This is a genomic window from Cryobacterium sp. HLT2-28, from assembly GCF_004402495.1.
GTDB classification, from domain to species: Bacteria; Actinomycetota; Actinomycetes; order Actinomycetales; family Microbacteriaceae; genus Cryobacterium; species Cryobacterium mannosilyticum.
In genome coordinates, this window is record NZ_SOFH01000027.1 from 41825 (window position 1) to 65177 (window position 23353).

Annotated in this window: 20 protein-coding genes; 5 read left to right on the plus strand and 15 right to left on the minus strand. The window is 71.1% G+C overall.

Features of this window, described 5'->3' with window-relative positions; all coding sequences use genetic code 11:
- The first annotated feature begins 58 nt into the window (after positions 1 to 58).
- Positions 59 to 3322: an efflux RND transporter permease subunit gene (locus E3O48_RS14505; RefSeq protein WP_134539980.1), complete on the plus strand. Its 3264-nt coding sequence runs from the start codon at positions 59 to 61 to the stop codon at positions 3320 to 3322.
- On the opposite strand, the gene E3O48_RS14510 is transcribed toward E3O48_RS14505, so the two are convergent.
- A complete protein-coding gene (locus E3O48_RS14510; RefSeq protein WP_174774812.1) occupies positions 3319 to 3642 on the minus strand; it encodes a hypothetical protein in 324 nt (107 codons plus the stop codon). The two genes, E3O48_RS14505 and E3O48_RS14510, sit on opposite strands and share 4 nt — an antisense overlap.
- Before the next feature lie 13 nt (positions 3643 to 3655).
- On the minus strand, positions 3656 to 4303 hold the full coding sequence (locus E3O48_RS14515) for a DUF4232 domain-containing protein (protein WP_166788711.1): 648 nt from the start codon (positions 4301 to 4303) through the stop codon (positions 3656 to 3658).
- A 191-nt stretch (positions 4304 to 4494) separates the two neighbouring features.
- On the opposite strand from E3O48_RS14515, the gene E3O48_RS14525 reads away from it, so the two are divergent.
- Both E3O48_RS14525 and E3O48_RS14530 read left to right on the plus strand, forming a co-directional pair.
- Positions 4495 to 5856, plus strand: coding sequence for a protein kinase (locus E3O48_RS14525; protein ID WP_134539857.1), 1362 nt, complete (start codon positions 4495 to 4497; stop codon positions 5854 to 5856).
- Between the two features lie 119 nt (positions 5857 to 5975).
- Complete coding sequence (locus E3O48_RS14530; RefSeq protein WP_134539859.1) at positions 5976 to 6470, plus strand: Dps family protein; 495 nt, start codon at positions 5976 to 5978, stop codon at positions 6468 to 6470.
- 42 nt (positions 6471 to 6512) lie between these two features.
- Here E3O48_RS14530 and E3O48_RS14535 read toward each other — a convergent pair whose 3' ends face one another.
- On the minus strand, positions 6513 to 7775 hold the full coding sequence (locus E3O48_RS14535; RefSeq protein WP_134539861.1) for an HNH endonuclease signature motif containing protein: 1263 nt from the start codon (positions 7773 to 7775) through the stop codon (positions 6513 to 6515).
- A gap of 164 nt (positions 7776 to 7939) precedes the next feature.
- Positions 7940 to 8482, minus strand: a complete 543-nt coding sequence (locus tag E3O48_RS14540) for a GNAT family N-acetyltransferase (protein WP_134539863.1) — start codon at positions 8480 to 8482, stop codon at positions 7940 to 7942.
- Positions 8483 to 8528: 46 nt separating this feature from the next.
- On the opposite strand from E3O48_RS14540, the gene E3O48_RS18085 reads away from it, so the two are divergent.
- The gene (locus E3O48_RS18085) at positions 8529 to 8792 is read left to right on the plus strand and encodes a hypothetical protein (RefSeq protein WP_241982556.1); all 264 of its coding nucleotides are present in this window, start codon (positions 8529 to 8531) and stop codon (positions 8790 to 8792) included.
- Positions 8793 to 8939: 147 nt separating this feature from the next.
- On the opposite strand, the gene E3O48_RS14550 is transcribed toward E3O48_RS18085, so the two are convergent.
- From E3O48_RS14550 to E3O48_RS14575, 6 genes are all read right to left on the minus strand, one after another.
- A complete protein-coding gene (locus tag E3O48_RS14550; RefSeq protein WP_166788712.1) occupies positions 8940 to 9602 on the minus strand; it encodes a HutD family protein in 663 nt (220 codons plus the stop codon).
- A 64-nt stretch (positions 9603 to 9666) separates the two neighbouring features.
- Positions 9667 to 10872: an imidazolonepropionase gene (gene hutI / locus E3O48_RS14555; protein WP_134539866.1), complete on the minus strand. Its 1206-nt coding sequence runs from the start codon at positions 10870 to 10872 to the stop codon at positions 9667 to 9669.
- Positions 10869 to 12311 carry a formimidoylglutamate deiminase gene (locus tag E3O48_RS14560; protein ID WP_241982557.1) on the minus strand — a complete coding sequence of 481 codons (1443 nt, stop codon included), beginning with the start codon at positions 12309 to 12311 and terminating at the stop codon, positions 10869 to 10871. The genes hutI and E3O48_RS14560 overlap by 4 nt, the downstream gene beginning before the upstream one ends.
- The gene (locus E3O48_RS14565; protein ID WP_134539984.1) at positions 12308 to 13498 is read right to left on the minus strand and encodes an allantoate amidohydrolase; all 1191 of its coding nucleotides are present in this window, start codon (positions 13496 to 13498) and stop codon (positions 12308 to 12310) included. The genes E3O48_RS14560 and E3O48_RS14565 overlap by 4 nt, the downstream gene beginning before the upstream one ends.
- A gap of 20 nt (positions 13499 to 13518) precedes the next feature.
- Positions 13519 to 15207, minus strand: coding sequence for a urocanate hydratase (gene hutU / locus E3O48_RS14570; RefSeq protein WP_134539868.1), 1689 nt, complete (start codon positions 15205 to 15207; stop codon positions 13519 to 13521).
- Between the two features lie 83 nt (positions 15208 to 15290).
- Positions 15291 to 15974 (minus strand): IclR family transcriptional regulator, encoded by a 684-nt coding sequence (locus tag E3O48_RS14575; protein WP_134509312.1) that lies wholly within the window; start codon positions 15972 to 15974, stop codon positions 15291 to 15293.
- Positions 15975 to 16108: 134 nt separating this feature from the next.
- On the opposite strand from E3O48_RS14575, the gene E3O48_RS14580 reads away from it, so the two are divergent.
- Positions 16109 to 16501 (plus strand): PPOX class F420-dependent oxidoreductase, encoded by a 393-nt coding sequence (locus E3O48_RS14580; RefSeq protein WP_134539870.1) that lies wholly within the window; start codon positions 16109 to 16111, stop codon positions 16499 to 16501.
- A 24-nt stretch (positions 16502 to 16525) separates the two neighbouring features.
- Here the strand turns inward: E3O48_RS14580 and E3O48_RS18090 are convergent, their stop codons facing one another.
- From E3O48_RS18090 to hutH, 5 genes are all read right to left on the minus strand, one after another.
- Positions 16526 to 17902 carry a M23 family metallopeptidase gene (locus E3O48_RS18090; protein ID WP_241982558.1) on the minus strand — a complete coding sequence of 459 codons (1377 nt, stop codon included), beginning with the start codon at positions 17900 to 17902 and terminating at the stop codon, positions 16526 to 16528.
- Positions 17903 to 18405: 503 nt separating this feature from the next.
- Positions 18406 to 19374: a BTAD domain-containing putative transcriptional regulator gene (locus E3O48_RS14590; protein ID WP_134539874.1), complete on the minus strand. Its 969-nt coding sequence runs from the start codon at positions 19372 to 19374 to the stop codon at positions 18406 to 18408.
- A 140-nt stretch (positions 19375 to 19514) separates the two neighbouring features.
- Positions 19515 to 20852: a sensor histidine kinase gene (locus tag E3O48_RS14595; protein WP_134539876.1), complete on the minus strand. Its 1338-nt coding sequence runs from the start codon at positions 20850 to 20852 to the stop codon at positions 19515 to 19517.
- Positions 20853 to 20869: 17 nt separating this feature from the next.
- A complete protein-coding gene (locus E3O48_RS14600) occupies positions 20870 to 21517 on the minus strand; it encodes a response regulator transcription factor (protein ID WP_134539878.1) in 648 nt (215 codons plus the stop codon).
- A gap of 201 nt (positions 21518 to 21718) precedes the next feature.
- Positions 21719 to 23332 (minus strand): histidine ammonia-lyase, encoded by a 1614-nt coding sequence (gene hutH / locus E3O48_RS14605; RefSeq protein ID WP_134539880.1) that lies wholly within the window; start codon positions 23330 to 23332, stop codon positions 21719 to 21721.
- Between the last annotated feature and the right edge of the window lie 21 nt (positions 23333 to 23353).

Genomic DNA, 23353 nt, shown 5'->3' on the forward strand with positions numbered 1-23353 from the left:
ACCCCCGGGCCCCGGTGCGACACGGATTCTGCACACCGTGCAATGAGATACTGTGCAGGTGCATTTCCTCGCCGTTGTGAGCATGAAGAACCGGGCCCTGATCGCGCTCATCACCATCGTCGCCGCCATTTTCGGCAGCCTCGCGCTGACCAGCCTGAAGCAGGAGCTGATTCCCTCGCTCCAGCTGCCCCAGCTGCTGGTGTCGACCAGCTTCCCGGGCGCTTCGCCCGAGGTCGTCAACGACGACGTGTCGACGCCGATCGAGACCGCGATCCAGGGCATCGCCGGGCTGGAATCCACCTCGACGACGAGCAGCACGAACTCATCCTTGGTGAGCGCCACCTTCACCTACGGCACCGACCTGGTCAAGGCGGAGTCGCGGATCAGCCAGGCGATCAACCGGATCAAGACCCGGCTCCCCGAGAACCTCGACCCGCAAGTGATCAGCGGTAGCATTGACGACTTCCCGGTGATCTCCCTCGCCGTCTCCGGCGGCGACCGGGCGACCCTGGCCGACGACCTCAAACGCAGCGTGCTCGGCGACATCCGTGACGTCGTCGGCGTGCGCGAGGCGGCCCTGGTCGGCGACGTCGGCCGCCGGGTGACGATCACGCCGGATGTCGCCGCCCTCGCCGCGCGCGGGTTCTCCACGCAGGCCATCCGCGACGCCCTCCAACAGAACGGGTCGCTGGTCCCGGCCGGTGCCCTTAGCCAGGACGGCAAGACGCTCTCCGTGCAGGCCGGCACGAAGCTGGGCTCCGCGGAGGACATCGCGGCACTGCCGCTCATCTCCCGGGTGCCGGGCGCCGGACCGGTCCGGATCGATGATGTGGCCACGGTGGCGCTCGGCCCGAACCCGGTGACGAGCATCTCGAGGGTCGACGGCAAGCCGGCGCTGACGATCGCGGTCACGAAGGTGCCGGCCGCCAACACCGTCGACGTGTCGAAGGCCGTGCGAGCGATCCTGCCGAGGCTCGAGGGCGCCGTCGCCGGAACCACCTTCACCGTGGTCTTCGACCAGGCGCCGTTCATCCAGGAGTCGATCGACTCGCTCACCCAGGAGGGCTTCCTCGGCCTCATCTTCGCGGTGCTGGTGATCCTGGTCTTCCTGCTCTCGGTGCGGGCGACCCTGGTCACCGCGATCTCGATCCCGACCTCGGTGCTGATCACCTTCATCGGGCTGCAGAGTGTCGGCTATTCGCTGAACATCCTCACCCTCGGCGCGCTCACGATCGCGATCGGCCGGGTCGTCGACGACTCGATCGTCGTGATCGAGAACATCAAGCGCAACCTGGTCGCCGGAATCGACCGTGCCGACACCATCGTGCGGGCGGTGCGGGAGGTGGCCGGGGCGATCACCGCCTCGACCATCACGACGGTCACGGTGTTCCTGCCGATCGCGTTCGTGGGCGGGGCGACCGGGGAGCTGTTCCGCCCGTTCGCGCTCACCGTGACGATCGCGCTGCTCGCGTCTCTGCTGGTGTCGCTGACCATCGTTCCGGTGCTCGCGTACTGGTTCCTCCGGCCGGCGCGGGTACGGCCGGCGGCGGGTGCGACGGCGGGTACGGCGGCGGCGGTCGAGCCGGCAGGGATTGAGCCGGGGATCTCGACAAGTTCGCTCACCGAGGGTGGCTCGATCACCGAGGGTGGAGAGGCAGGCTCGACCATCGAGGAACGGGCACGCCGCCGGCGGCACGCGGCCGCCGAAGCCTCCGCGAACGCGGTCACCGAGCACCCCAGCCGCCTGCAGCAGGGCTACCTTCCGGTCATCCGCTGGACCCTCACCCACGCCGTGACGACGATGCTGCTCGCGGTGCTGGTGCTCGGCGGCACGGTGGCGATCGTGCCGTTCATGAAGATCAACTTCCTCGGCTCGACCGGGCAGACCACCTTCCGGGTCACCCAGACGCTGCCGGTGGGCACCAGCCTGGCCGCCCAGGACGCGGCGTCCACCGCGGTCGAGAAGACCCTGCGCGGCACCGACGGCGTCAAGATCGTGCAGGTGTCGATCGGCGGGGGCAGCGCCCTGGCCGCCTTCAGCGGCGGAGCACCCTCGACGAGCGCGGTGGCCTATTCGATCACCACCGACGGCACGGTCAAGCCCGACGCCGTGCAGGATGCCGTGCGCGGCACGCTTGCCGCACTGAAGGACAGCGGGGAGTTCTCGGTGACGAGCGGCGGCGGGTTCGGCGGGTCATCCGACATCGCCGTCGACATCACCGCGGCCACCGGCGCGGACCTGCAGAAGGCCACCGACACGATCCTCGCGGCCGTGAAGACGCTCGGCGCCATCAAGGAGAGCTCGAGCAACCTCGCCGCGTCCCGCCCCTACCTGGCGATCACGGTGAACCGGGATGCCGCGGCGCAGGCCGGACTCAGCGAGCTCGCCCTCGGAACGCTCGTGTCGCAGGCCATGCAGCCCAGCATCGCCGGCTCGATCGTGATCAACGAGACCACCCTGTCGGTCTACCTGCAATCGGCGGTCACGCCGGCCACCACCGCAGAGCTCGCGGCCCTGCAGATCCCGACGCCGGCCGGCCCGGTCGCCCTCGACACCCTGGCCACGGTCGCGCAGGTCGACGGGCCGTCGACCCTGACGACCACGAAGGGGCTCCGCACGGCCACGGTGTCGGCCACGCCGAACAGCAACGACCTGGGCACGGCGAACACCCAGATGGCCGCCGCGCTCGCCGACGCCACCTTGCCCGTGGGGGCGACGGCGACTCTCGGCGGTGTCACGGCCGACCAGACGGAGGCGTTCCAGCAGCTCGGTATCGCGCTGCTGGTGGCGATCCTGATCGTCTACATCGTGATGGTGGCCACCTTCCGGTCCCTGCTACAGCCGCTGCTCCTGCTCGTCTCCGTGCCGTTCGCCGCCACGGGTGCGATCGCCCTGCAGGTGGTCACGGGCATCCCGCTCGGGGTGCCGTCGCTGATCGGGGTGCTGATGCTGATCGGCATCGTGGTGACCAATGCGATCGTGCTGATCGACCTGGTCAACCAGTACCGGCGCCGGGGCCTGTCGGTGCGCGAGGCGCTGGTGAACGGGGCATCCCGGAGGCTCCGCCCGATCCTGATGACCGCGCTCGCCACGATCTTCGCGCTGCTGCCGATGGCCACCGGACTCACCGGCAAGGGAGGGTTCATCTCCCAGCCGCTCGCCCTCGTGGTGATCGGCGGGCTCGTCTCCTCGACCCTGCTCACCCTCGTCGTGCTGCCCGTGCTGTACTTCCTCGTCGAGGGCGGCCGGGAGCGCCGGGCGGAACGCCGGGAGCTGCGGGCCGTCGCTGCCCGGGACGCCCTGCCGAGGGCGAGGAATTAGCTGAGGGCAGCCGCGAGGCCGGTCAGGGCTGCCTCGGCGAGGCCGGAGAGTTCCGGGCCGTCGATCGCGGGCACCAGCACCCAGTCCGTGAACGGGCGGCCCAGGCCCGACGGGTCCCAGAGTCCGGCTCCGGGGATCGTGAGGGCGCGAGTGTGTTCCGGGCTGCCGGCGCCGAGCTTGAAGGCGATCGCGTCGCCCTGGAGGCAGGCGAACGCCTTCTTCCGCAGCGTGATCGCCCGGGCGCCGAACATCTTCGCGGTGACGGCGCCGGCCGGGGAGAGCTCGGCGGCGAGGGAGTTGAAGGCTGATTCGGCATCCATGGGTTGATCCAGGTTAGAAGACGACCCGGTCCGGTGCCAGGGGCCCGGAACGCACGATGGCGGTGCTGGTGTCGTCGCAGCCGTCGATCTGGTTGGGTGTGGCCACCCGGCGCGGGTCGGCCCAGTCCGGCAGTGTGACGGCGAGTTCGGTGACCGGAACGGTCGTGCAGCTGTAGGCGCCGGCCTGGCCGAGGTGAAGCAGGCTGAAAGCGGATGCCCCCGGTGCCAGCGACACGAGGGCGACCGGGAAGAAGCGGCCGGGTTCCTCGGGGCTCACGGTGCCGATCGTGTCCCCGGAATTGGCGCTGACCAGGGATATTGCTGGGTACCCCTCGACCGCGCATTCGACCGAGCTGTTGTTGGTCAGCTGCAGGTCCCAGAAGAAGTTGCCGGCGCCGCTGTCGTAGGGCCGCGACTGCAGCGACAGTGCGAGCTGGTTGGGTCCGCACGCGGCGACGCCGGCAGAGGCGGTGGGGGTCGGTGAGGGAGTTGGCGAGGCGGTCACCGTGGCCGTCGGTGTCGGTGTCGGTGTCGGTGTCGGCGTCGGGGAATCGCTGGTCGATGCTGTCGGGGCGGCGCATCCCGCGAGAAGCACGATCCCGGCGGCCAGGCAGGCCACCCCGACCCTGCGGTTCCGCCCCCGAACTCCTCTGCTGGTCATAGGGCCAGTGTCACACTCCTGGGCCGATCTCGCACCCCCGGACACGCCTCGGCCGCGCGGCCTCCGGACCTCGAGACCCGGGTGCGCATCCCGGGCGGTCGGTGTGCCGTGGACGCCCGACCGGACCGCCACCGGGGCGGTGGAATCACGGGGTTCGCGCTGTCATATACTCGATTTCGACAGGAGGCCGAATGACCGCGAAACCCACCGGTCTCCTCGGTGAGCGCTATCGATTGAAAGAGCTCATCGGCAGTGGAGGCATGGCCTCGGTGTACCGTGCCGCCGACGAGCGGCTGGGTCGCGACGTGGCGATCAAGGTCTTCCGCACGAGCGCCGTCGACCAGGGCGATATCGCCAGGCAGCAGGCCGAGACGAACGTGCTGGCGAGCCTCAACCACCACAGCCTGGTCACCCTGCTCGACGTGGGGGTTCACCGCGCATCCCCGGATCGACGCCAGATCTACCTCGTGATGGAACTCGTCGACGGGGTCGACCTGCGGGAGCGACTGCTGCAGGGCGCGATCTCGACCCGTCACATCGCCCAGATCGGGTATGACCTGGCCGAGGGGCTCGAATACATCCACAGCCGGGGTGTCGTGCACCGCGACATCAAGCCGGCCAACATCCTGCTCGCCCAGTACAGCAGCCGGTTGCGGGCCAGGGCAAAGCTCACCGACTTCGGCATCGCACTCTACCCGTCCAGCGAACGGCTGACCAACGACGGGATGACCTCGGGCACCGCCGCCTATCTCAGCCCGGAGCAGGCGAAGGGCGAAGAGGTCGGGCCGTCGAGCGACGTGTACTCCCTCGGGCTCGTGCTGCTGGAGTGCTTCACCCGCGAGGTCGAATTCGAGGGCCAGCCGGTGCCGGCGGCCCTGGCGAGGTTGCTGCGCGACCCGGTCATCCCCGAGACCCTCCCGCCGGCCTGGCGGGACCTGCTCTCGTCGATGCTCACCAGGGACCCCGAGCTTCGGCCGCCGATCGGGGAACTGGTGCTCGCACTCCGGCAGGCGGTCATCGCCGAGACGGGCAGGCACCGCGCCGACGAATCCGGGCCGTTCTCGACCGACGAGGTGGCCAGGATGACCGAGGTTCAACGCCTGGACATCCTCGACACCCCCGCCGACGGCGCCTTCGACCGGATCGCGGCGCTCGCCGCCCGCATCTTCGGGGTGCCGATCGCCATCGTCAGCATCGTCGACGACGACCGGATCTGGTTCAAGTCGCATCACGGGCTCGACCTCGCCGAGATTCCCCGCGACCCGGGCCTGTGCGCATCCGCGATCATGAGCGACGTTCCCTGGGTGGTCGAGGATGCCCGCTCCGACCCGCGCGCCCTCGCCAACCCGCTCGTGGCGGGCGAATTCGGACTGCAGTTCTACGCGGGCGTGCCGCTGAAGACCCGCGACGGGCACAACCTGGGCACCCTGTGCGTGCTCGACTTCGAACCCCGCACGGTCACCCCGGAGGAGATCACGACCCTGGAGGACCTCGCATCCGTGGTCATGAACGAGCTCGAACTGCGCCTGGAGACGCGTCGGGCCGTTCGCTGAATCCCGGCTCGACACCCCCGCATTCGCACCTGCTACAGTGCTGTCTGAAACCAAGCGGGGGGGCACCGGCCGGCCGGCGGCCGAGACGTGTTTCCCTCGTGCGAGAGAGAGGCAAGACCGTGAAGGCATCAGCAGAACTCGGCTCCAACCTGCAGTCCGTCCTCGTCGATCTGATCGAGTTGCACGTGCAGGGCAAGCAGGCGCACTGGAGCGTCGTCGGCAAGAACTTCCGCGACCTGCACCTGCAGCTCGACGAGATCATCGACGACGCCCGGCTGTTCTCTGACGAACTCGCCGAACGGATGCGCGCCCTCGACGCCCTGCCCGACGGCCGCAGCGAGACGGTCACCGCGACCACCCACCTGCCGAAGTTCCCGGCCGGGGAGGTGGACACCGCGGAGACCGTCGGCCTGGTCACCGACCGCCTGGGCGCGACGGTCGACAACATCCGGGCCGTGCATGACGCGGTCGACGAGGAAGACCCGACGAGCGCCGACATCCTGCACGGTTTCATCGAGAAGCTGGAGCAGTACGCCTGGATGGTCAGCGCCGAGAACCGCACCCCCCGGGGACCCACGGCCAAGGCTCCGACCAGGCCGGTCGGCAAGGCCTGAGGTCGGCAGCGCCTGCGGTACCGGCAGACGCTGCCCTCTGCCTCAGAACGGCGGGTCGTCGGGGAGGTCCGATGCCGTCGACGGTGGTCCGGTGGGCAGTACCGTGGCGGGTTCGGTGACGAAGTCCCGCCCGGTCGGGGAGGTCCAGGTGAGGATGCCGCCCGGTTGCTGGGCGACGGTCCACCGGGTCTGGGTTTTCAGCGCGTGGTTGGGTCTGCAGAGGTGGGCGAGGTTGTCGTGCGCGGTCTCGCCGAGCAACCCCCAATCATGCGAGTGGTCAAGCTCCGCACCCCGGGCCGGTTTGTTGCAGCCGGGGAAGCGGCAGGTCTCATCGCGCAGGCGCAGGAACCGGCGCATCGCCTTGGGCGTTTTGTACCGGTCCCTCCCCACAGAGAGGATCACCCCGGTCTCGGGGTGGGTGAGCAACCGGGTGAAACTCGGCGCCTTCGACGCCAGATCCCGCGCCGTCGCGGGATCGATCGGCCCATACCCTTCCAAATACCCGGGTTCCTCACTGTGCCCGAGGAGTGTCAGCACCGGCACCGTCACCTGCACGGTCGCCTTGACGCCGGTGCCGACGCCGGTCGGGGTGACCCCGTGGATCAACAGGTCACTGAGCACATCCGCGCGCAGCTGCGTCAGCGTGCGCGTCTCGTCCGGGCTTTGGAGGCTGGCGGCGAGGTCGGTGGCCCGGTGGAAGATCGCCTGCACCAGCTCGGCCCCTGTCGTCAGATACAGGGTGGCCATCCCGTCGTACTCGGGGGTCACCCCGCTGGTGCGGTCCGTGATCGACCTCGCCCGCCGCGCCGTGATCGTCTCCGGGTGCAACCGTTCCCGCAGCAGCCGGGCCTTGTGCTTGAGCTTGGCCACCGTCAGATGCTCCGCCGAGGGCAGCAGGGCTTGTTCGAACGCGGCCACACCCTCGACCGGGATCGACCAGGACTGCTGGACGATCGCCTGCGCATGCCGGTAACTGATCCGCCCCTCCGCCAACGCGGCCCGGGTGGCGGGGAGGTGCTCGGCCAACGCCTGGCTCTCGGCAAGGAGGGTCTCCGCCGTGCGTTCCGGGATCCGCAGCGTGGCGGCGAGTTCGCTGGAGAGTTCCCGCTGCGCGATCTCCTCGCGACTCCACCGGGACTGCAGGCTGAGCGGAATCGACCCGGCCTGCGCGGCGCTGAACCGGCGGGCCCGGTCGACCGCCTCGGCCCGCACGGCGAAGCACCGGGCGATCGCCTTGTCGGCTGCCGCGACCGCGTCGAAGAGCACTCCGAGCTGCTGTTGGGTGATGCTCACCGGGGTGGCCATACGAGCACACTACGACCAACCACCGACATTCCCCGACCCAAACCCGCCCTCACGATGGGGTGTGGATAACCTGATCAACCCCGCTTTGCGGAGGACAACCTGCAGTGATTTCGACAGGCTCAATCACCGGGACGGAGGTCGAGCCGACGGCGATTTCGACAGGCTCAAACACCGGCGGCAGGCATGATTCGATACCGCACGTGGGGGCGAAGTGGGGAGCTGAGGGCGACGCGCGGATGCTCGAACTCGTCGACGAAGGTCATCCCCAGTCGTTCCATCACGGCACGGGACGGGAGGTTGATCACGGCGGTGATGGAGTGGACCTCGGAAAGCGCCAGCTCCCCGAAGGCGAACCCCAGCGCCGCGCGGGCAGCCTCGGTCGCGTAACCCTGGCCCCAGAAGTCCCGGGCCAGGCGCCAGCCGACCTCGACCCCGCCGGAACCCGGGATGCCGACGGGCATCGGCGCCAGTCCGGTGAAACCGAGGAACGTTCCCGAGGAGGCATTTTCGAGGGCCCACAGCCCGTAGCCGTGTTGATCGAAGAGGGCATCGGCGCGGGCCGCAAGAGGGTCGCTTTCGGCCCGGGTCAGCGTCGCGGGGAAGTAACGCATCACGGCCGGATCGGCCCCCATGGCGGCGAAGGGTTCCCGATCGGACTCACGCCACCGGCGGAGCAGGAGCCGGTCGGTACGGAGTTCGGAAGGCATCCGCCCAGACTAGGGGCGATCGGGTGCGATCGGAGAGGGTCGCTCCGTGCTGCGTGCTGCGTGCTCCGTGCTCCGTGCCACCGGGCTCGTCACCGAGCGCCGCGATTCGAACCGCATCCTGTACTCCTTCGTCGGGGACAGGCTCGCCCTGTCGGTCGGGGATTTCCTCTCCACCGTCTGCCCAGAGCAGATGCTGCTGCGCGGCCTGCGCCCGGGCGCAGAGACGTCGGTCCGGCCAGCCGCGGCCGAGGTCACGCCGTGGGGATCTCGCTGCCCACCCTGGCCGCGACCATCGAACGTCGCCGGCTGATCATCTACCGGGCCGACTCGGCTCGCGCAATCGCCGCTCCCGGCGTACCTTCGGCTCCAGCTCGTCGACGGCAGCGCGGTTGCCGGGGTCTGCCTGCTTTGACGACACAGTGGCGTGACCACACAGCGGAGTGACAACTCAGATCGGTCAGGCGGGCACCGGGTCGTCGCCGGGCACCGTCGCGATCCGGGCCACCGCGATCCGCCCGACCCCGTGCAGGGTGAGCTGCCTGCCGGCACCGAGGAACACGGCGTCGTGACGGGCGAGCGTGCGGCTGGACCGGGCGCCCGGGGGAGTGCCCTCGGGAGCGGTGTCGAGGGCGGCGTCGATAACACCGCTGAGAACGAGGATCACGAGTTGCTCGCCGGCGGCGGTCGCCAGCTCGGCGCGCCCGGCCACCTCCGCTGCGCACAGCGCTCCGGTCGTTTCGCCCCGGCGCACCATCAGGTTCAGGTCGAGGGTCGGTTCGGTGACGCCGACCGCCGAAACGGCCCGTTCGCCGGGGAAGGCGCGCACCTCGTGCAGCCCGACCGGCACGAGCTCCCCTTCCTCGACGAGCCGCAGCCCGCCGGCGGACAGCGGCATCAGCCACCGGTCCACGCCCGGATAGGGAGAGAAGTCCCCGTCGCACTCGACCGTCGCGATGCTGACCCGCCAGTCGAAACCGGTTTCCGCGCCCGGATTCCGGCTGTCGCCCCGAACGATAACCTCGGCGGTCGTGCCCCCGCCATTCCGCCACGCGGTGCGCACCCGGCCGGCGGCCGGCAGCAGGACCGGGCCGCCGTCAGGCATCCGGCCCACCTCAGGCATCCAGCCCGCCTGAGGCATCCTGCCCACCTGAGGCATCGGGACCGCCCGAGGCATCCTGCCCATATCAGGCATCGAGACCGCCGCCGCGCCGGCTCCGCACGCCCCGGCGCCAGACCGCGGCGGTGAGGGGCACCCCCGGCCGATAGGCCAGATGGGCGACGGATGGCGCGTCGAGCACCTGCAGGTCGGCCCACCCGCCCACCCGAAGCGACCCGACCGCGTCGGGTCCGTGCTCGCGGCCGACCGCCGTTGCGGCGCCGCGGGTCGCCGCCCAGACGGCCTCCTCGATGGTCAGCCCCATCTGCAGCACGGCCGTCGCCACGCAGAACGGCATCGACGTCGTGTACGAGGTGCCCGGATTGCAGTTCGTGGCCAGGGCGATCCGCGCCCCCGCGTCGACCAGCCGCCGGGCCGGCGGGAACGGCTCCCGGGTCGACAGGTCGCAGGCCGGCAGCAGCGTCGCCACGGTCGCCGACCCCGCGAGGGCCTCGATGTCGCGCTCCTCCAGGTGATTGCAGTGGTCGACGCTGGCCGCGCCGAGTTCGACCGCGAGCCGCACCCCGCCGCTGAAGCCGAGCTGGTTTCCATGCACGCGCACGCCGAGCCCGGCCGCGCGGCCGGCGAGCAGCACCTCGCGGCTCTCCTCCACGTCGAACGCGCCGACCTCGCAGAACGCGTCGATGTAGTCGGCGTGCGGGGCCACCGCGGCGAGCATCGGCCCGGTGACAAGGTCGAGGTAGTCGCGCCGGTCCATCCCCGCCGGCACGAGGTGGGCGCCGAGGAAGGTGACCACGTCGGCCACGGACGACGCGGCGCGCGCCGACCGCGCCTCGCTCGCCAGATCGAGGCCGTAGCCGGTCTTGGTCTCGAGGAACGTGGTGCCCTGGGCCTCGGCCTCCCGCCGCAGCCGGGCGGCACCCGCGACGAGCTGCTCCTCGGTGGCCGCCCGGGTCGCGGCAACGGTGGTATTGATGCCGCCGGCCGCGTAGCGCTGCCCGGCCATCCGGGCCTCGAACTCCGCGGCCCGGTCGCCGGCGAAGATGAGGTGGGTGTGCGTGTCGACCCAGCCGGGAAGCACGGCGCGACCGGCGACATCCGTGCGGGTGTCGGCGGCGGGAGCCTTGGAGGCCGGTCCGAGCCAGGCGATGCGGCCGTTCTCGATCACCAGGGCGGCACCCCGCAGGCGTTCTCCGTCGTCGGCCTGGCTGGTCAGCTCGGCGATGCCGATGATCAGTTCAGTGGTCTGCGGGCTGGTCTGCTGGCCTGTCATGCGCGGTCTCCCGACGGGTCGTGGCGGGTAGGCGGGGTCTTGTCGAGCACGGCCAGGGCGTCGCGCAGCAACGTCTGGGGCAGTCGGTCGGCCGCGCCGCCGTTCGCGCAGACCAGACGACCGGAATCGGCGACGATCACGCCGTGCACGATGACCCGGAGCACGTCGGATGCGGTGGCGGTGAGTGGCACCTGGGCGGGCACCGACCCGACGGTGCGCACGCTCTCCATCGACACCTCGACGAGGTCGCAAAGGGCGCCGGGGCGGAGTCCGTCGTCGCCGAGACCGAGCGAGGCATAGCCGTTGGCCGAGGCGGCGCGCAGCAGAGCGGACGGGGCGAAGCGTCCGCGTTCCCCGGAGGCCAGTCGTTCGCCGGCCTCGAGCCCGCGCATCTCGAGCAGGGGGTCGACGACGGCGTTCTGGTCGGAGCCGAGGGCGATGCTCGCGCCGGCGTCGGCGAGCCGCCTGGCCGGGCCGATCCCGTCGCCGAGGTCGGCCTCCGTCGTCGGGCACATGACGACGGTCGCGCCGGCGCTTCCGATCAGCGCGATGTCGGCGTTGGTGAGGTGGGTGGCGTGCACGACGCTCAGGCGCGGCGAGAGCGCTCCGAGGTCGGCGAGCACGCCGGTCGGCGTCAGGCCGTATTCCGCCAGGCAGTCCGCATTCTCCTGCGGCTGCTCGGAGAGGTGGATGTGCAGGGGCGCGGTGGAAGGCAGCCCCGCGAGCACCTCCCGCATGGCGGCCGTGGGCACGGCGCGCACGGAGTGAATCGCGGCGCCGAGGCTGACCCGGCAATCCGGATCCGTGCCGAGGGCGTCCTGCAGGGAGCGCCAGCGTTCCAGCCAGCCCGCCGCCGAACGGTCATCGAAGGCTCGCTGCTCCGGAGCGAGCGGCCACCCGATGCCGCCGGTCAGGTAGAGCGTGTCGAGGAGCACGAGACGGATGCCCACATCGCGGGCCGCTGCGGCCAGCGCGAGTTCCATCGCGTGTTCGCGCGGGTACCGCGAGCCGTCCGGGCGGTGGTGCACGTAGTGGAACTCACCGACGGCCGTCCACCCGCTGACCAGCATCTCCGCGAACACGGCACGGGCGAGGGCGTAGTACCGGTCGGGGTTGAGCCGACCGGCCGCGAGGTACATCGCCTCGCGCCACTGCCAGAAGTCGCCGCCGGCGCCGTGGGTGCGGCCGCGCAATGCGCGATGGAAAGCGTGGGAGTGCGCGTTGGCCATTCCGGGCAGCACGGTGCCGAGGCGCACGTCCCGCGGCCTCGGTGCGCAGCCGGGCGTGAGGCCGGCGATGCGTCCGTCCTCGCCCACCTCGACGCGAACGCCGGCGATCGACTCGCCGTCGATGAGCAGGGTCTCGCACCAGTAGGCGCATTCGGCCACTGAGCTCGACGGGGTTGTCGCCGTCGGGTCGGGCGTCTCGGCGGCGCTCACAGCAGGGTCCTCAGCAGCTTCTCCAAAGCCTCGACCCCGGCCACGCAGTCGTCGGCCGAGGCGAATTCCTCGGGAGAGTGCGAGATTCCGGTGGGATTGCGCACGAAGAGCATGGCGCTGGGCACGCTGGCCGTGAGCACCCCGGAGTCATGACCGGCTCCGGTCGCAAGCGCCGGCACGTCACCGAGAACGGCGCTGAACCGGTCCCGGAGTTCCGGGTCGAAGTGCACCGCATCGGCCCAGGATTCCTCCACGACCGAGACGGAGCATCCGTTCTCGGCCACGACGGCCTCGACCGCCGCGGTGATCTCTCCCAGCAGGGCGCGGGTCTCCTCGTCGGTCTCCGCCCTGGCGTCGAGCCAGGCCTGCACGCTCGACGGGATCACGTTCGTGCCGCCGGGCACGATGTTCATCCGGCCGACGGTGGCCCGGGTGCCCGGGCGGGCCGCGGCCGTGTCCTGCACGGCGAGCACGGCGCGGGCTGCGGCCACCATCGGGTCACGGCGGTCGGCCATCAGGGTGGCGCCGGCGTGGTTGCCCTGGCCGGTCACGGTGAGGCGCCAGCGCCCGTGGGCGAGGATCGAGGAAGCCACAGCCACCGGCCCGCCGAGGTCGATCAGGCCGCGGCCCTGCTCGACGTGCAGCTCGACGAACAGTCCGATTCGCTCCAGCGATTCCCGGTCGGTGCCGAGACGGGCGGGATCGAGTCCGGCGCGGGCCGCGGCGTCGGCCAGCGTGATGCCGTCGGGGTCGACGAGGGCCCTGGCCCGGTCCGCGTGCAGCGCACCGGTCATCAACCTCGAGCCGAGGCAGGCGATGCCGAAGCGGGACCCCTCCTCCTCCGCGAAGACGAGGATGGCGCAGGCCCGCGACGGCACGAAGCCGCTCGCCTGCAGTCGGGCGATGGCGTCGAGCGACGACACGACGCCGAGCGGGCCGTCGAAGGCGCCGCCGCCGGGCACGGAGTCGAGGTGGCTGCCGGTGACGACGGCATCCGGCCCGGGCTCGCCCCACCAAGCCCAGATGTTGCCGTTGCGGTCGGTCTCGACCGCGAGCCCGATGCGCTCAGCGCGTTCGATGAACCAGGCGCGCAGCTCGAGGTCGGCGGCCTGCCAGACGTGCCGGGAGTAGCCGCCACGCTGGGCGTCCCGGCCGGTTCCAGCGATCTCGTCGAGCCCGGCGAGCATCCCATGCGCGAGGAATTCGCTCACTCGGACTCCCACATCGGCACGCGCAGGCCGCGCTCGCGGGCCACCTCTTCGGCGCGCTCGTAGCCGGCGTCGACGTGTCGCATCACACCGGTGCCCGGGTCGTTGGTGAGCACCCGCTCGATCTTCTCGGCGGCGAGCGGGGTGCCGTCGGCGACGATGACCTGGCCGGCGTGGATGCTGCGGCCGATCCCGACGCCGCCGCCGTGGTGGATCGAGACCCAGGTGGCGCCCGACGCGGTGTTCAGCAGGGCGTTCAGCAGCGGCCAGTCCGCGATCGCGTCCGAGCCGTCCAACATCGCCTCCGTCTCCCGGTAGGGCGAGGCGACCGAGCCGGAGTCGAGGTGGTCGCGGCCGATCACGATCGGCGCGGAGAGTTCGCCGGAGGCGACCATCTCGTTGAACTTCAGGCCGGCCAGGTGGCGTTCCTTGTAGCCGAGCCAGCAGATCCGGGCCGGCAGGCCCTCGAAGTGCACCAGGTCCTGGGCCTTGGTGATCCACCGGCGGAGGTGCTCGTCCTCCGGGAACAGCTCGAGGATGGCCTTGTCGGTGGCCGCGATGTCCGCCGGGTCGCCGGAGAGCGCCACCCAGCGGAACGGTCCCTTGCCCTCGGCGAAGAGCGGGCGGATGTAGGCGGGCACGAACCCGGGGAACTCGAACGCGCGCTCGCAGCCGCCCAGCTGCGCCTCGGCGCGGATGGAGTTGCCGTAGTCGAAGACCTCGGCGCCGGCATCCTGGAATCGGGCCATCGCCGTGACCTGCTTGCTCATCGCGGCGCGGGCGCGCAGGGTGAACTCCTCCGGCTTCGCCGCGGCGTAGGCGTGCCATTCGGCCACGGTCACGCCCTCCGGCAGGTAGGACAGCGGGTCGTGCGCGCTGGTCTGGTCGGTGACGATGTCGATCGGCACCCTGCGGGCGAGCAGCTCGGCGAACACGGTCGCGGCGTTGCCGACCAGGCCCACCGAGAGGGCGCGCTTCTCGGCCTTCGCCGCGAGCACGCGTTCGACGGCATCGTCGAGGTCGGTCGTGAGGCAGTCGAGGTAGCCGTGGTCGACCCGGCGCCGCAGCCGGGTCTCGTCGACGTCGACGATCAGCACGACGCCGTCGTTCATGGTGACGGCGAGCGGCTGCGCGCCGCCCATGCCACCGGCCCCGCCGGTGAGGGTGAGGGTGCCGGCCAGGGTGCCGCCACCGTGCTCGTCAAGCCCGCCCCGACGGGCGGCGAGCTTGGCGGCGACCGCGGCGAAGGTCTCATAGGTGCCCTGCAGGATGCCCTGGGTGCCGATGTAGATCCACGAGCCGGCCGTCATCTGGCCGTACATGGTCAGGCCGAGCGCCTCGAGGCGGCGGAACTCCGGCCAGGTGGCCCAGTCGCCGACGAGGTTGGAGTTGGCGATCAGCACCCGCGGCGCCCACTCGTTGGTGCGGAACACGCCGACCGGCTTGCCGGACTGCACCAGCAGGGTCTCGTCCTTCTCCAGGGTCGTCAGGGTGCGCACGATCGCGTCGTAGGCCTCCCAGTTGCGGGCGGCCTTGCCCGTGCCGCCGTAGACGACGAGGTTCTCGGGATGCTCGGCGACCTCGGGGTCGAGGTTGTTCATGAGCATCCGGAGCGGGCCCTCGGTCTGCCAGCTCTTGGCGGTGAGGGTGGTGCCGCGCGCGGCGCGGACGGGACGGGATTCGTTCATGACTGGTTCCTCTGGCTCGTGGCTGTTCTGGATGGGTGACGGTCGGCGACTCGGCGGACCGGGCCGGCCAGTCGTGGTCGGGCTCAGGCGTGCTCGCGGGGTTCAGGCGGGGCCGGGGCGGTCTTGCCGAGCCCGGCCGACACGGTGCCTGCGGCGCGCACGAGCAGGGGACCGTATCGGTCGAGGTCGGCCGGGGTGACCCGGTAGCTCGGGATGACGAGGCTGAGGGCGGCCACGACCCGCTGCTCGGAGCGGATCGGGGCGGCGATGGCCGTGACATCCGTTTCGACGCCGCGCTCGACGACGACGTACCCGACCGCCGGGGTGTGGCCGGTGAGCACCTGGCCGACCGCGGACCGTTCGAGCGGCACGGTGCGGCCGACCCAGTTGGCGTGCCGCACAGAGTGGGTGCCCGGGGCGATGGCGATGTAGAGGCTCGAACGGTCGTGGCCCTCCACGCTGAGATACGCGGACTCGCCGGTCAGGGCGACGAGGTCTTCCATCGCCTGCCTGGACAGGGTCACCAGCGACTCGCTGCTCAGCGACTGTGCCCCGAGTTGGATGATCCGGCTGCCCGGCCCGTAGCTTCCGTCGTCGCCGCGGCGCACGAAGCCGCGCGTCTCGAGGGTGCGCAGCAGACGAAGGGCGGTGCTGGGGGAGAGGTCGACGGCGCGCGAGCTCTCCGAGAGGGTCAGCCCGTCTCCGTCGCAGATCACGGCGAGCAGGTCGAGCGCGCGCTCCACGGTGCGGGTGGACGACTCGGCCATGTTGCTCCCTTGCCTTAATTATTCCATTCAGTAAAACACGAATGCCACTGGCTGGCAATACTCATCGACCGGAGGGTGGCCGGAGAATGGCTGCGTTCCGATCGCGGTCCCAGCCGTGGGCGGGATAATCAGTCATGACGACTGAGGCTCTGCTCGCCCTCGGGGCCGAGAAGTTCGTGCTCCTGACCACATTCCGCAAGACCGGAGACCCTGTGAAGACGCCGGTCTGGGTGGCTGTCGATGCCGACCGGTTGCTGGTGACGACGGCATCCTCCTCGGCCAAGGTCAAGCGGCTGCGGCATACCGCCCGGATCGAGCTCGCGGCGTGCAATGCGCGCGGGGTCGTGACGGACGCCGCGGTGACCGTCACTGCGCAGGCGGAGGTTCGCGCCGATGAGGCCACGATCGCCGCGCTCGAGGCGGCGTTGCTGGGCAAGTACGGTCTGGCCTACCGGGCGATCCGCAGTGCTCGGAGGCTGAGCGGTTCCGCGACGGAGTCGGTGGCCATCGTGATCACGCCCGCCTGACCGGCGCCGGCTGCGGTCGGTCGGTCAGTTGCCGACGTTCACGCCGCGCTGGGCCATGAACGGCACGGCGTCGACGGCGGTCCCGTCGATCCTGACCTCGAAGTGCAGGTGGCAGCCGGTCGAGGCGCCGGTGCTGCCCACCCCGGCGATCACCTGGCCGGCACTCACCCGATCGCCGACACCGACCAGGATCTCCCCGGCGGCGATGTGTGCGTAGCCGGTCTCGATGCCGTTGCCGTGGTCGAGCAGGATCCAGTTGCCGTAGGTGCCCAGCGCGCCGGCGGACTCGACGATGCCGTCGGTCGCCGCGTAGATGGCCGCGTCGCAGCCGGCGCCGATGTCGGTGCCGCGGTGGAAGTCGCTCACCCCGGGCACCGGGTGCACGAGACGCGGTCCGAATGAGTCGGTGATGCGCCCGGCGGCCGGCCTGGCCCACCCTTGGTCGCTGAGACGCCCGGTGTCGGCAACCGGCGGAATCGCCGGGAGCGGTCTCAGCTCGCTCACCACGGCGGCGGCCGGGGTGGTCAGGGCGAGGGCGGCGAGGTCGGCGGATGCCGCGTCGACGTCGGCCTGCGCGACCTGGACGACAGCGAGGGTGTCGGCGACCGGGACCGCAGCCATCACGGCCTGGGCCGCGTCATCCTGTTTCTCGAGCGATTGCTCGCGCTCGGTGTCGGCGGCGACCCGCGCGCGCACCTCGTCCAGGTTCGCGGTGAGCCTGGACAGGGCGTCGAGCGTGCCGAGCTGGAAGAGCAGATCGCGTCCGGTCGTGTCGTCGAACAGCACGTCGACGGTGGCCGTGCCGGATTGCTGCATCAGCCCCCGGACGAGCATCGCCAGCACCCGGCGGGACGCGTCGGCCGTGGTGACCGCCTTCTCCCTCAGCGCGTGCACGAGGTCGGCCCGGCTGGCGGCGGCCTCGTAGTCGGCCTTGGCTGAGGCGTAGGCGAGATTCGCCTTACCCAGGATGGTCCGTGCAGCGCCCAGCTGGGCCTGGGCCGTTGCGACGGCGGCGGCGTGGCGTGCGGAGGCGGCGTGGCGTGCGGAGGCGGCGGCGAAGGCTGCCGCGGAGGCTCGTTCAGTCCCGGCCCGGGCGGCGCGGGCTGCGTTAGCGGCCGCGGCGGCGGCGGCTTGCCGTGCGGCGGTGGACACCTTCGGTGCCGTTGGGCCGAAGACCTGTGGAGGCTCCGGAGCCGCGACCGTCGGCGTCGGCGTCGGCGCCGGCGTCGGGGTGGGCGTGGCAGTGGGGGTGGGGTCCGGTGTCGGTGTGGGGTCGGGTGTGGGGGTGGGCGCCGGTGTCGGTGTGGGGTCGGGGTCGGGCGTGGGGTCCGGTGTCGGTGTCGGTGACGGGGTGGGGTCGGGCGTGGGGGTGGGGTCGGGCGCAGGATCCGGAGTCGTCACGACGGGAGTCGGCGTGGGGGCGGGCGCAGGGGCGGGTGCGGGAATTGGCGCGGGCGCAGGTTCGGGCGCTGGCGCTGGCGCTGGCGCCGGTGCGGGGGCGGGTGCGGGGGCGGGTGCCGGTGCCGGGGCGGGCTCGGGCGCGGGTGCTGGTGCGGGTGCCGGTGCGGGATCCGAGGCCGGAAGGGGGGCGGGGACCTCCACCGCGACCACGGTTTGCCCATCATCGGCGTGCGCCGACGTCGGTACGCCCACGATCGCCAGCGCGACGATCACGATCGACGCAAGCGGGAGCGCCAATCGCCGGGACCGATGCGGGTTTCCGGGGCGACTGGTTCGACGAACACTTCGTAGTGAGCTCATGAGCCTATGCAATCCATGTTCGGGTAATGGACAGCCAGATGGAACGGGTCAGCGTCCGGCCATCATTACACGCGCGGGCGGGGGGCACAAGCATCCGGTTGCGCGGGCCGGGAGGTGCGGGCTGGGGCGCCGGGGAGGCCATCTCAGACCGCCACGAGGGCGCGACGCAGGAACGAATCGATCACCAGGCCGGCCTCCCGGAGTGATTCGGGGGCGAGCGACGCCGGCGACGCCACAGTCCCATTCGGCGCTCCGGCGCGGTGGAGCCGATCGTGCAGCAGGATCAGCGCGGAGAGGACGTCGGAAAGCTCACCGTCGGCGGTGGCGTGCAGCATCCTGACCTGGGCATGGCGGAGGTCGGGACCGGGCGCGCAGCCCAATTCTCGGTCCAAAATCCGGCGGAATCGGTCGAATGCCGCCAGGCCGTCGGCCGGCCGGCCGGCCAGCTCCATTCCCAGGATCAGGGCGGTCCAGGCGCGCTCGTTCAGCGGGTCGCCGTCGGCGGCCTGGCCGGCCCAGCCCACCGCTTCCCCCGGCCGGAAGAGGGCAGAGGCGGACTCCGCGGCGAGGATCCTCGCTTCGGTGACCCGGGCAGCGTGGCGGGAACGTTCATCGGCAGCCCAGGCGGGCAGCAGTTCGCTGCCGAGCAGCGGCCCGACCGCCAGGCCGAGGGCCTCGCTCAGCAACGGAAGGGCATCCGCGGCTCCGGAATGCTGGGCGAGGCGGAGCAGCGTGTCGAACCGATCAAGGTCAAGGTCGACCAGGGCCTTGTCCATGACGTAGCCGCCGTTGACCGTCTGCAGTGGACCGCGCTTGCCGGCGCCCGGCTGCAGGTTCCGGCGCAACACGCAGACGTAGCTTTCCAGGGTGGGCTGCGCTTCAACGGGCGGGTTGCCGCCCCAGAGGAGATCGATCAGGTGCTCCTTGGATACCGGGGTCCCCAACTGGAGCAGCAGGATTTCGAGGATCTGCCGGGGCTTGGGTCCGCCAAGGTGATGGGCGCCGAGGACGGCGCCGCCCCGGCAGACTCGCAGGTTGCCGAGGATCTGGATGGTGACGCGGCCGGGAGGTGTTTCGAATGTTGGCCCGGATGAGCCATGTGTTCTTTCCATGACGGCCTCCAATAGCGGATTGGCTTCCAGACTGCCGACCATGTCGATCGTGAGTAAGCCGCAGGTGAGGGATGCCCGGCTCCCCAAAATTCGGGGGTCGCGGATTCGGCCGATCTGCGGCATCGTCAGGGCCGGCACGGCTAGACCCGCGGGAGGGTGGCCACGACGGTGGTGCCCTCGCCCATCCGAGAGGTGATGACAAGGTCACCACCGACCACCCGCACGGTGTCCCGCATGATCCGGAGGCCCAGATGACCGTCGGGCGATGGGCTGTCCGGATCGAAGCCGCGCCCGTTGTCGCGCACCGTCAGCGTGGTGCGATCCTTGTTCTGCACGAGCGCGAGCTCGACCACGCAGGCGCCGGCGTGCTTGACCGTGTTGGCGAGGGCCTCCCTGGCCACGCGGTACAGCATCGCGGCCCGGTCCCGGTCGAGTTCGATCCGTTCGGGCAGCGAGACGATGGCCTCGATTTCCTGGCCGGCGAGAGGCGCGGTGAGTCCGAGCAGGGCCTTGGTCAGGCCCAGCAGCGCGAAGTCGGGCGGATACAGCTCGGTCGTCATTCCGCGGAGGGTGCCGAGGTTGCGCTGCAGGATCGAGCGGGCGCGGCCGAAGAGTGGGCGTTCTCCCGGCGGCCCGTGCGTTTCTTCCGCCGCGAAGGCGTAGGAGAGACCGGCCAGGTCCTGGATGACCTCATCGTGCAGTTCGCGGGCGATCCGCCTTCGTTCGTAATCCGAGGCCGCGATGGCGTGCTGCAGCAGCCGCCGACGGGATGCCTGGTCGGCCTGGATGCGTCGGGCCAGCCTGGTCGCGGGCAGGAGCTGTGCGAGCTGTAGCGCGAGCAGCGACACTGCGAAGACCGGGGTGATCTCCTCGGTCAGAGCCAGTTGCTCCTCCCGCACTGCCTCATCATCGAAGTAGGCCTCGAACATGATCGGCCGGCCTGCGGCATCCGCCGAGCGTACATTGATCTCCACCAACTCGCCCAGGGCGTAGTCCTGCTCGTTGTCGGCCTCGCGCTGGGTGCCGAACGACGCTCGCTCCGCACCCCCGGCCAGCAGGTCGGTGCTCCAGCGGGGAAGCGGGAAGCTGCGTCCGATCAGCGACGGCAGGTCGGAGTAGATGATCCGCCCGTTCGGGTCCCACACCTTCACCCGCACGATGTAGCCCTCGGCCAGCCAGGGTGCGAGCGTGCGGGTGAGAATGCGCAGGGCGGCGGGTTCGCCGGCGCGGAGCTGCTCCGTGATGAGAGGGGCGACCGTGCGGTCGGCGAGCTCCTGGGTGTGCTCGGTGGCGGACGCGAGGATGTGGCGCTCCGCCTGGCCACGGATCCAGAGCGCCACCGGCACGGAGATCGCCACCAGGGTGAGGAGTCCGAGTAGCAGGAAGCGGGTGACCTCCGCGCGCACCTCGGAGCGCTCGGTTGACCTCCCGTCGCCCAGGAGCGATGGGTCGGCAGCCAGGGTCGTCGGCCTAGACATTCCCCGGCGCCGTCGGCTCAGACACGTTCGTTCACCCCGACCAGGCCGAGCCGAGTGGCGCTCACGACCGCCTCGAGTTGGGAATGCACCTCGAGCTTCGCGAGGATGGACTTCACGTAGCCACGGCAGGTGTTCTCGGAGATCCCGAGGGTCAGGGCATTGGCCCGCACGTCGTTTCCCCGGGCCATCAGGTGCAGCACCTCGAGCTCGCGCCGGGTGAGGGCTTGCACGGCGGGGTTGTACTCGTGCAGACGCCACTGCGCACTCAGTTGCGCGACCAGCGACGGGTGCACCATGAATCCGCCGACCCTGGCGTGGCGCAAGGTGTCCAGCATTCCGATCAGTGACCCGTCCTTCGGCAGGAACGCGCACACCCCGATCGAGGCCGCCCGTTCGAGGACTTCCGGGGTGGGATCACCCGTGAGCATCACGATCCGGGTGGCGGGAGCCTGGGCCAGGATCAGGGCGGCGACGCTCAGGCCGCTTTCGTCCGGCAGGTGGTAGTCCAACACGACGAGGTCCGGCCGCAGCGTGTCGCACAGCTCGATCGCCCGGCGGCCGTTGTTCGCCAAACCGACCGTGCACAGGTCCGCTTCGCGATCGAGAGCCTCGGCCAGGAGCTCTGCGAAAGTATTGTGATCGTCGACGATGAGGATCCGGATCATGTCACTCCTTGGGCGGGGAGTCGGTGGCGCGGTTCACGTCACTGGGTTTCTCCGGCGCGCCCGGATTCGGGGCCGGGCGGCCGGTGGTGAGCTTCATTATGCGCCCGGTTCGCGGTGCGGTCCACGCGCCCGCCCGCCCCCGTTCAGGGACTAGCGGAGGGTCCGTTCTGGTGCAGTCGTGCCTATTTCCGCCCGCTGGACTCAGCGGAGGGGCCCGGCGACGGAGGCCGCGGCATCCATCACCGCGCCGGATGCCACCAGGGCCACGACCGCCTCGATCTCGGGGGAGAGAAAGCGGTCGTGGCCGGGGCCCTCTGCCACGGTGCGCACCAGGTCGCGCACGGCTCCGGTCGCGGCGCCCGGCCGCACCGGGGCGCGCAGGTCGAGGGAGCGCGCGGCGGTCATGATCTCGATCGCGAGCACCCGCTGCAGGCCATCGATCGAGTGGCGCAGCTTGCGGGCCGCGGCCCAGCCCATCGACACGTGGTCCTCCTGCATCGCCGACGACGGGATCGAGTCGACGGATGCCGGCACCGCCAGCCGTTTGAGCTCGGAGACGATCCCGGCGGCGGTGTACTGCGCGATCATCAGGCCGGAGTCGACGCCGACCTCGTGCGCCAGGAACGGCGGCAGCCCCTTGTTGCGGTTCGCGTCGAGGTGCCGGTCGGTGCGGCGTTCGCTCATGCTGGCGACGTCGGCAGCGGCGATTGCGAGGAAGTCGAGCACGTAACCGACCGGGGCGCCGTGGAAGTTGCCGTTGGACGCTACCCGGCCGTCGAGGGTGACGACGGGGTTGTCGACCGCGCTGGCCAGCTCGCGCCCGGCGATCAGCGCGGCGTGGTCGGCCGTGTCGCGGGCGGCGCCGTGCACCTGCGGGGAGCAGCGCAGCGAGTAGGCGTCCTGAACGGTGGGGTCGTCCGGGCCGGCGTGGCTGGCGAGCAGTGGGGAGCCGTGCAGCAGCGCGCGCAGGTTCCCCGCGCTCGCCGCCTGCCCGAGCTGGGGGCGGAGGGCCTGCAGGTCGGCGGCGAAGGTCGCATCCGTGCCGAGCAGAGCCTCGACGCTCATCGCGGCGGCGATGTCGGCCGTCGTGAGCAACCGAGTCAGGTCGGCCAGGGCGAGCACCAGCATGCCGAGCATGCCGTCGGTGCCGTTGATCAGGGCGAGGCCCTCCTTCTCGGCGAGAACGACGGGCGCGATGCCGGCCGCGGCGAGGGCAGCCTGGCCGCTCATCGGCGTGCCGGAGGCGTCACGCACCCGGCCCTCGCCCATCACCGCGAGGGCGCAGTGGGCGAGCGGGGCCAGGTCGCCCGAGCAGCCGAGCGACCCGTATTCGTGCACGACGGGCGTGATCCCGGCATTGAGCACGGCGGCGTAGGTCTCGGCGGTGACCGGGCGCACGCCCGTGCGGCCGGTCATCAGGGTGGACAGTCGCAGCAGCATGAGCGCGCGCACCACCTCGCGCTCCACCTCGGGGCCGCTGCCGGCGGCGTGCGAGCGCACCAGGCTGGCCTGCAACTGGGCGCGGCGATCGCTCGTGATGAAGGTGGTCGCCAGGGCGCCGAAGCCGGTGGAGATGCCGTAGTGCGGGTTGACGTCGACGGCCAGGCCGTCGATGATCCGCCGGGTCGCGGCGACTCCGTCCAGCGCGGCCGGGTCGAGCACGATCGGGGCGTCCAGTCGGGCGACCGCGACCAGGTCGGTGAAGGACACCGGGCCGGCGCCCACGGTGACGACCGCAGGGCTGACGACTGCGGGGGCTGCGTGGCCGTCGGATGCGGGGCTGACGACTGCGGGGGCTGCGTGGCTGAGGGACATACTCCGATTGGACACCAGTGC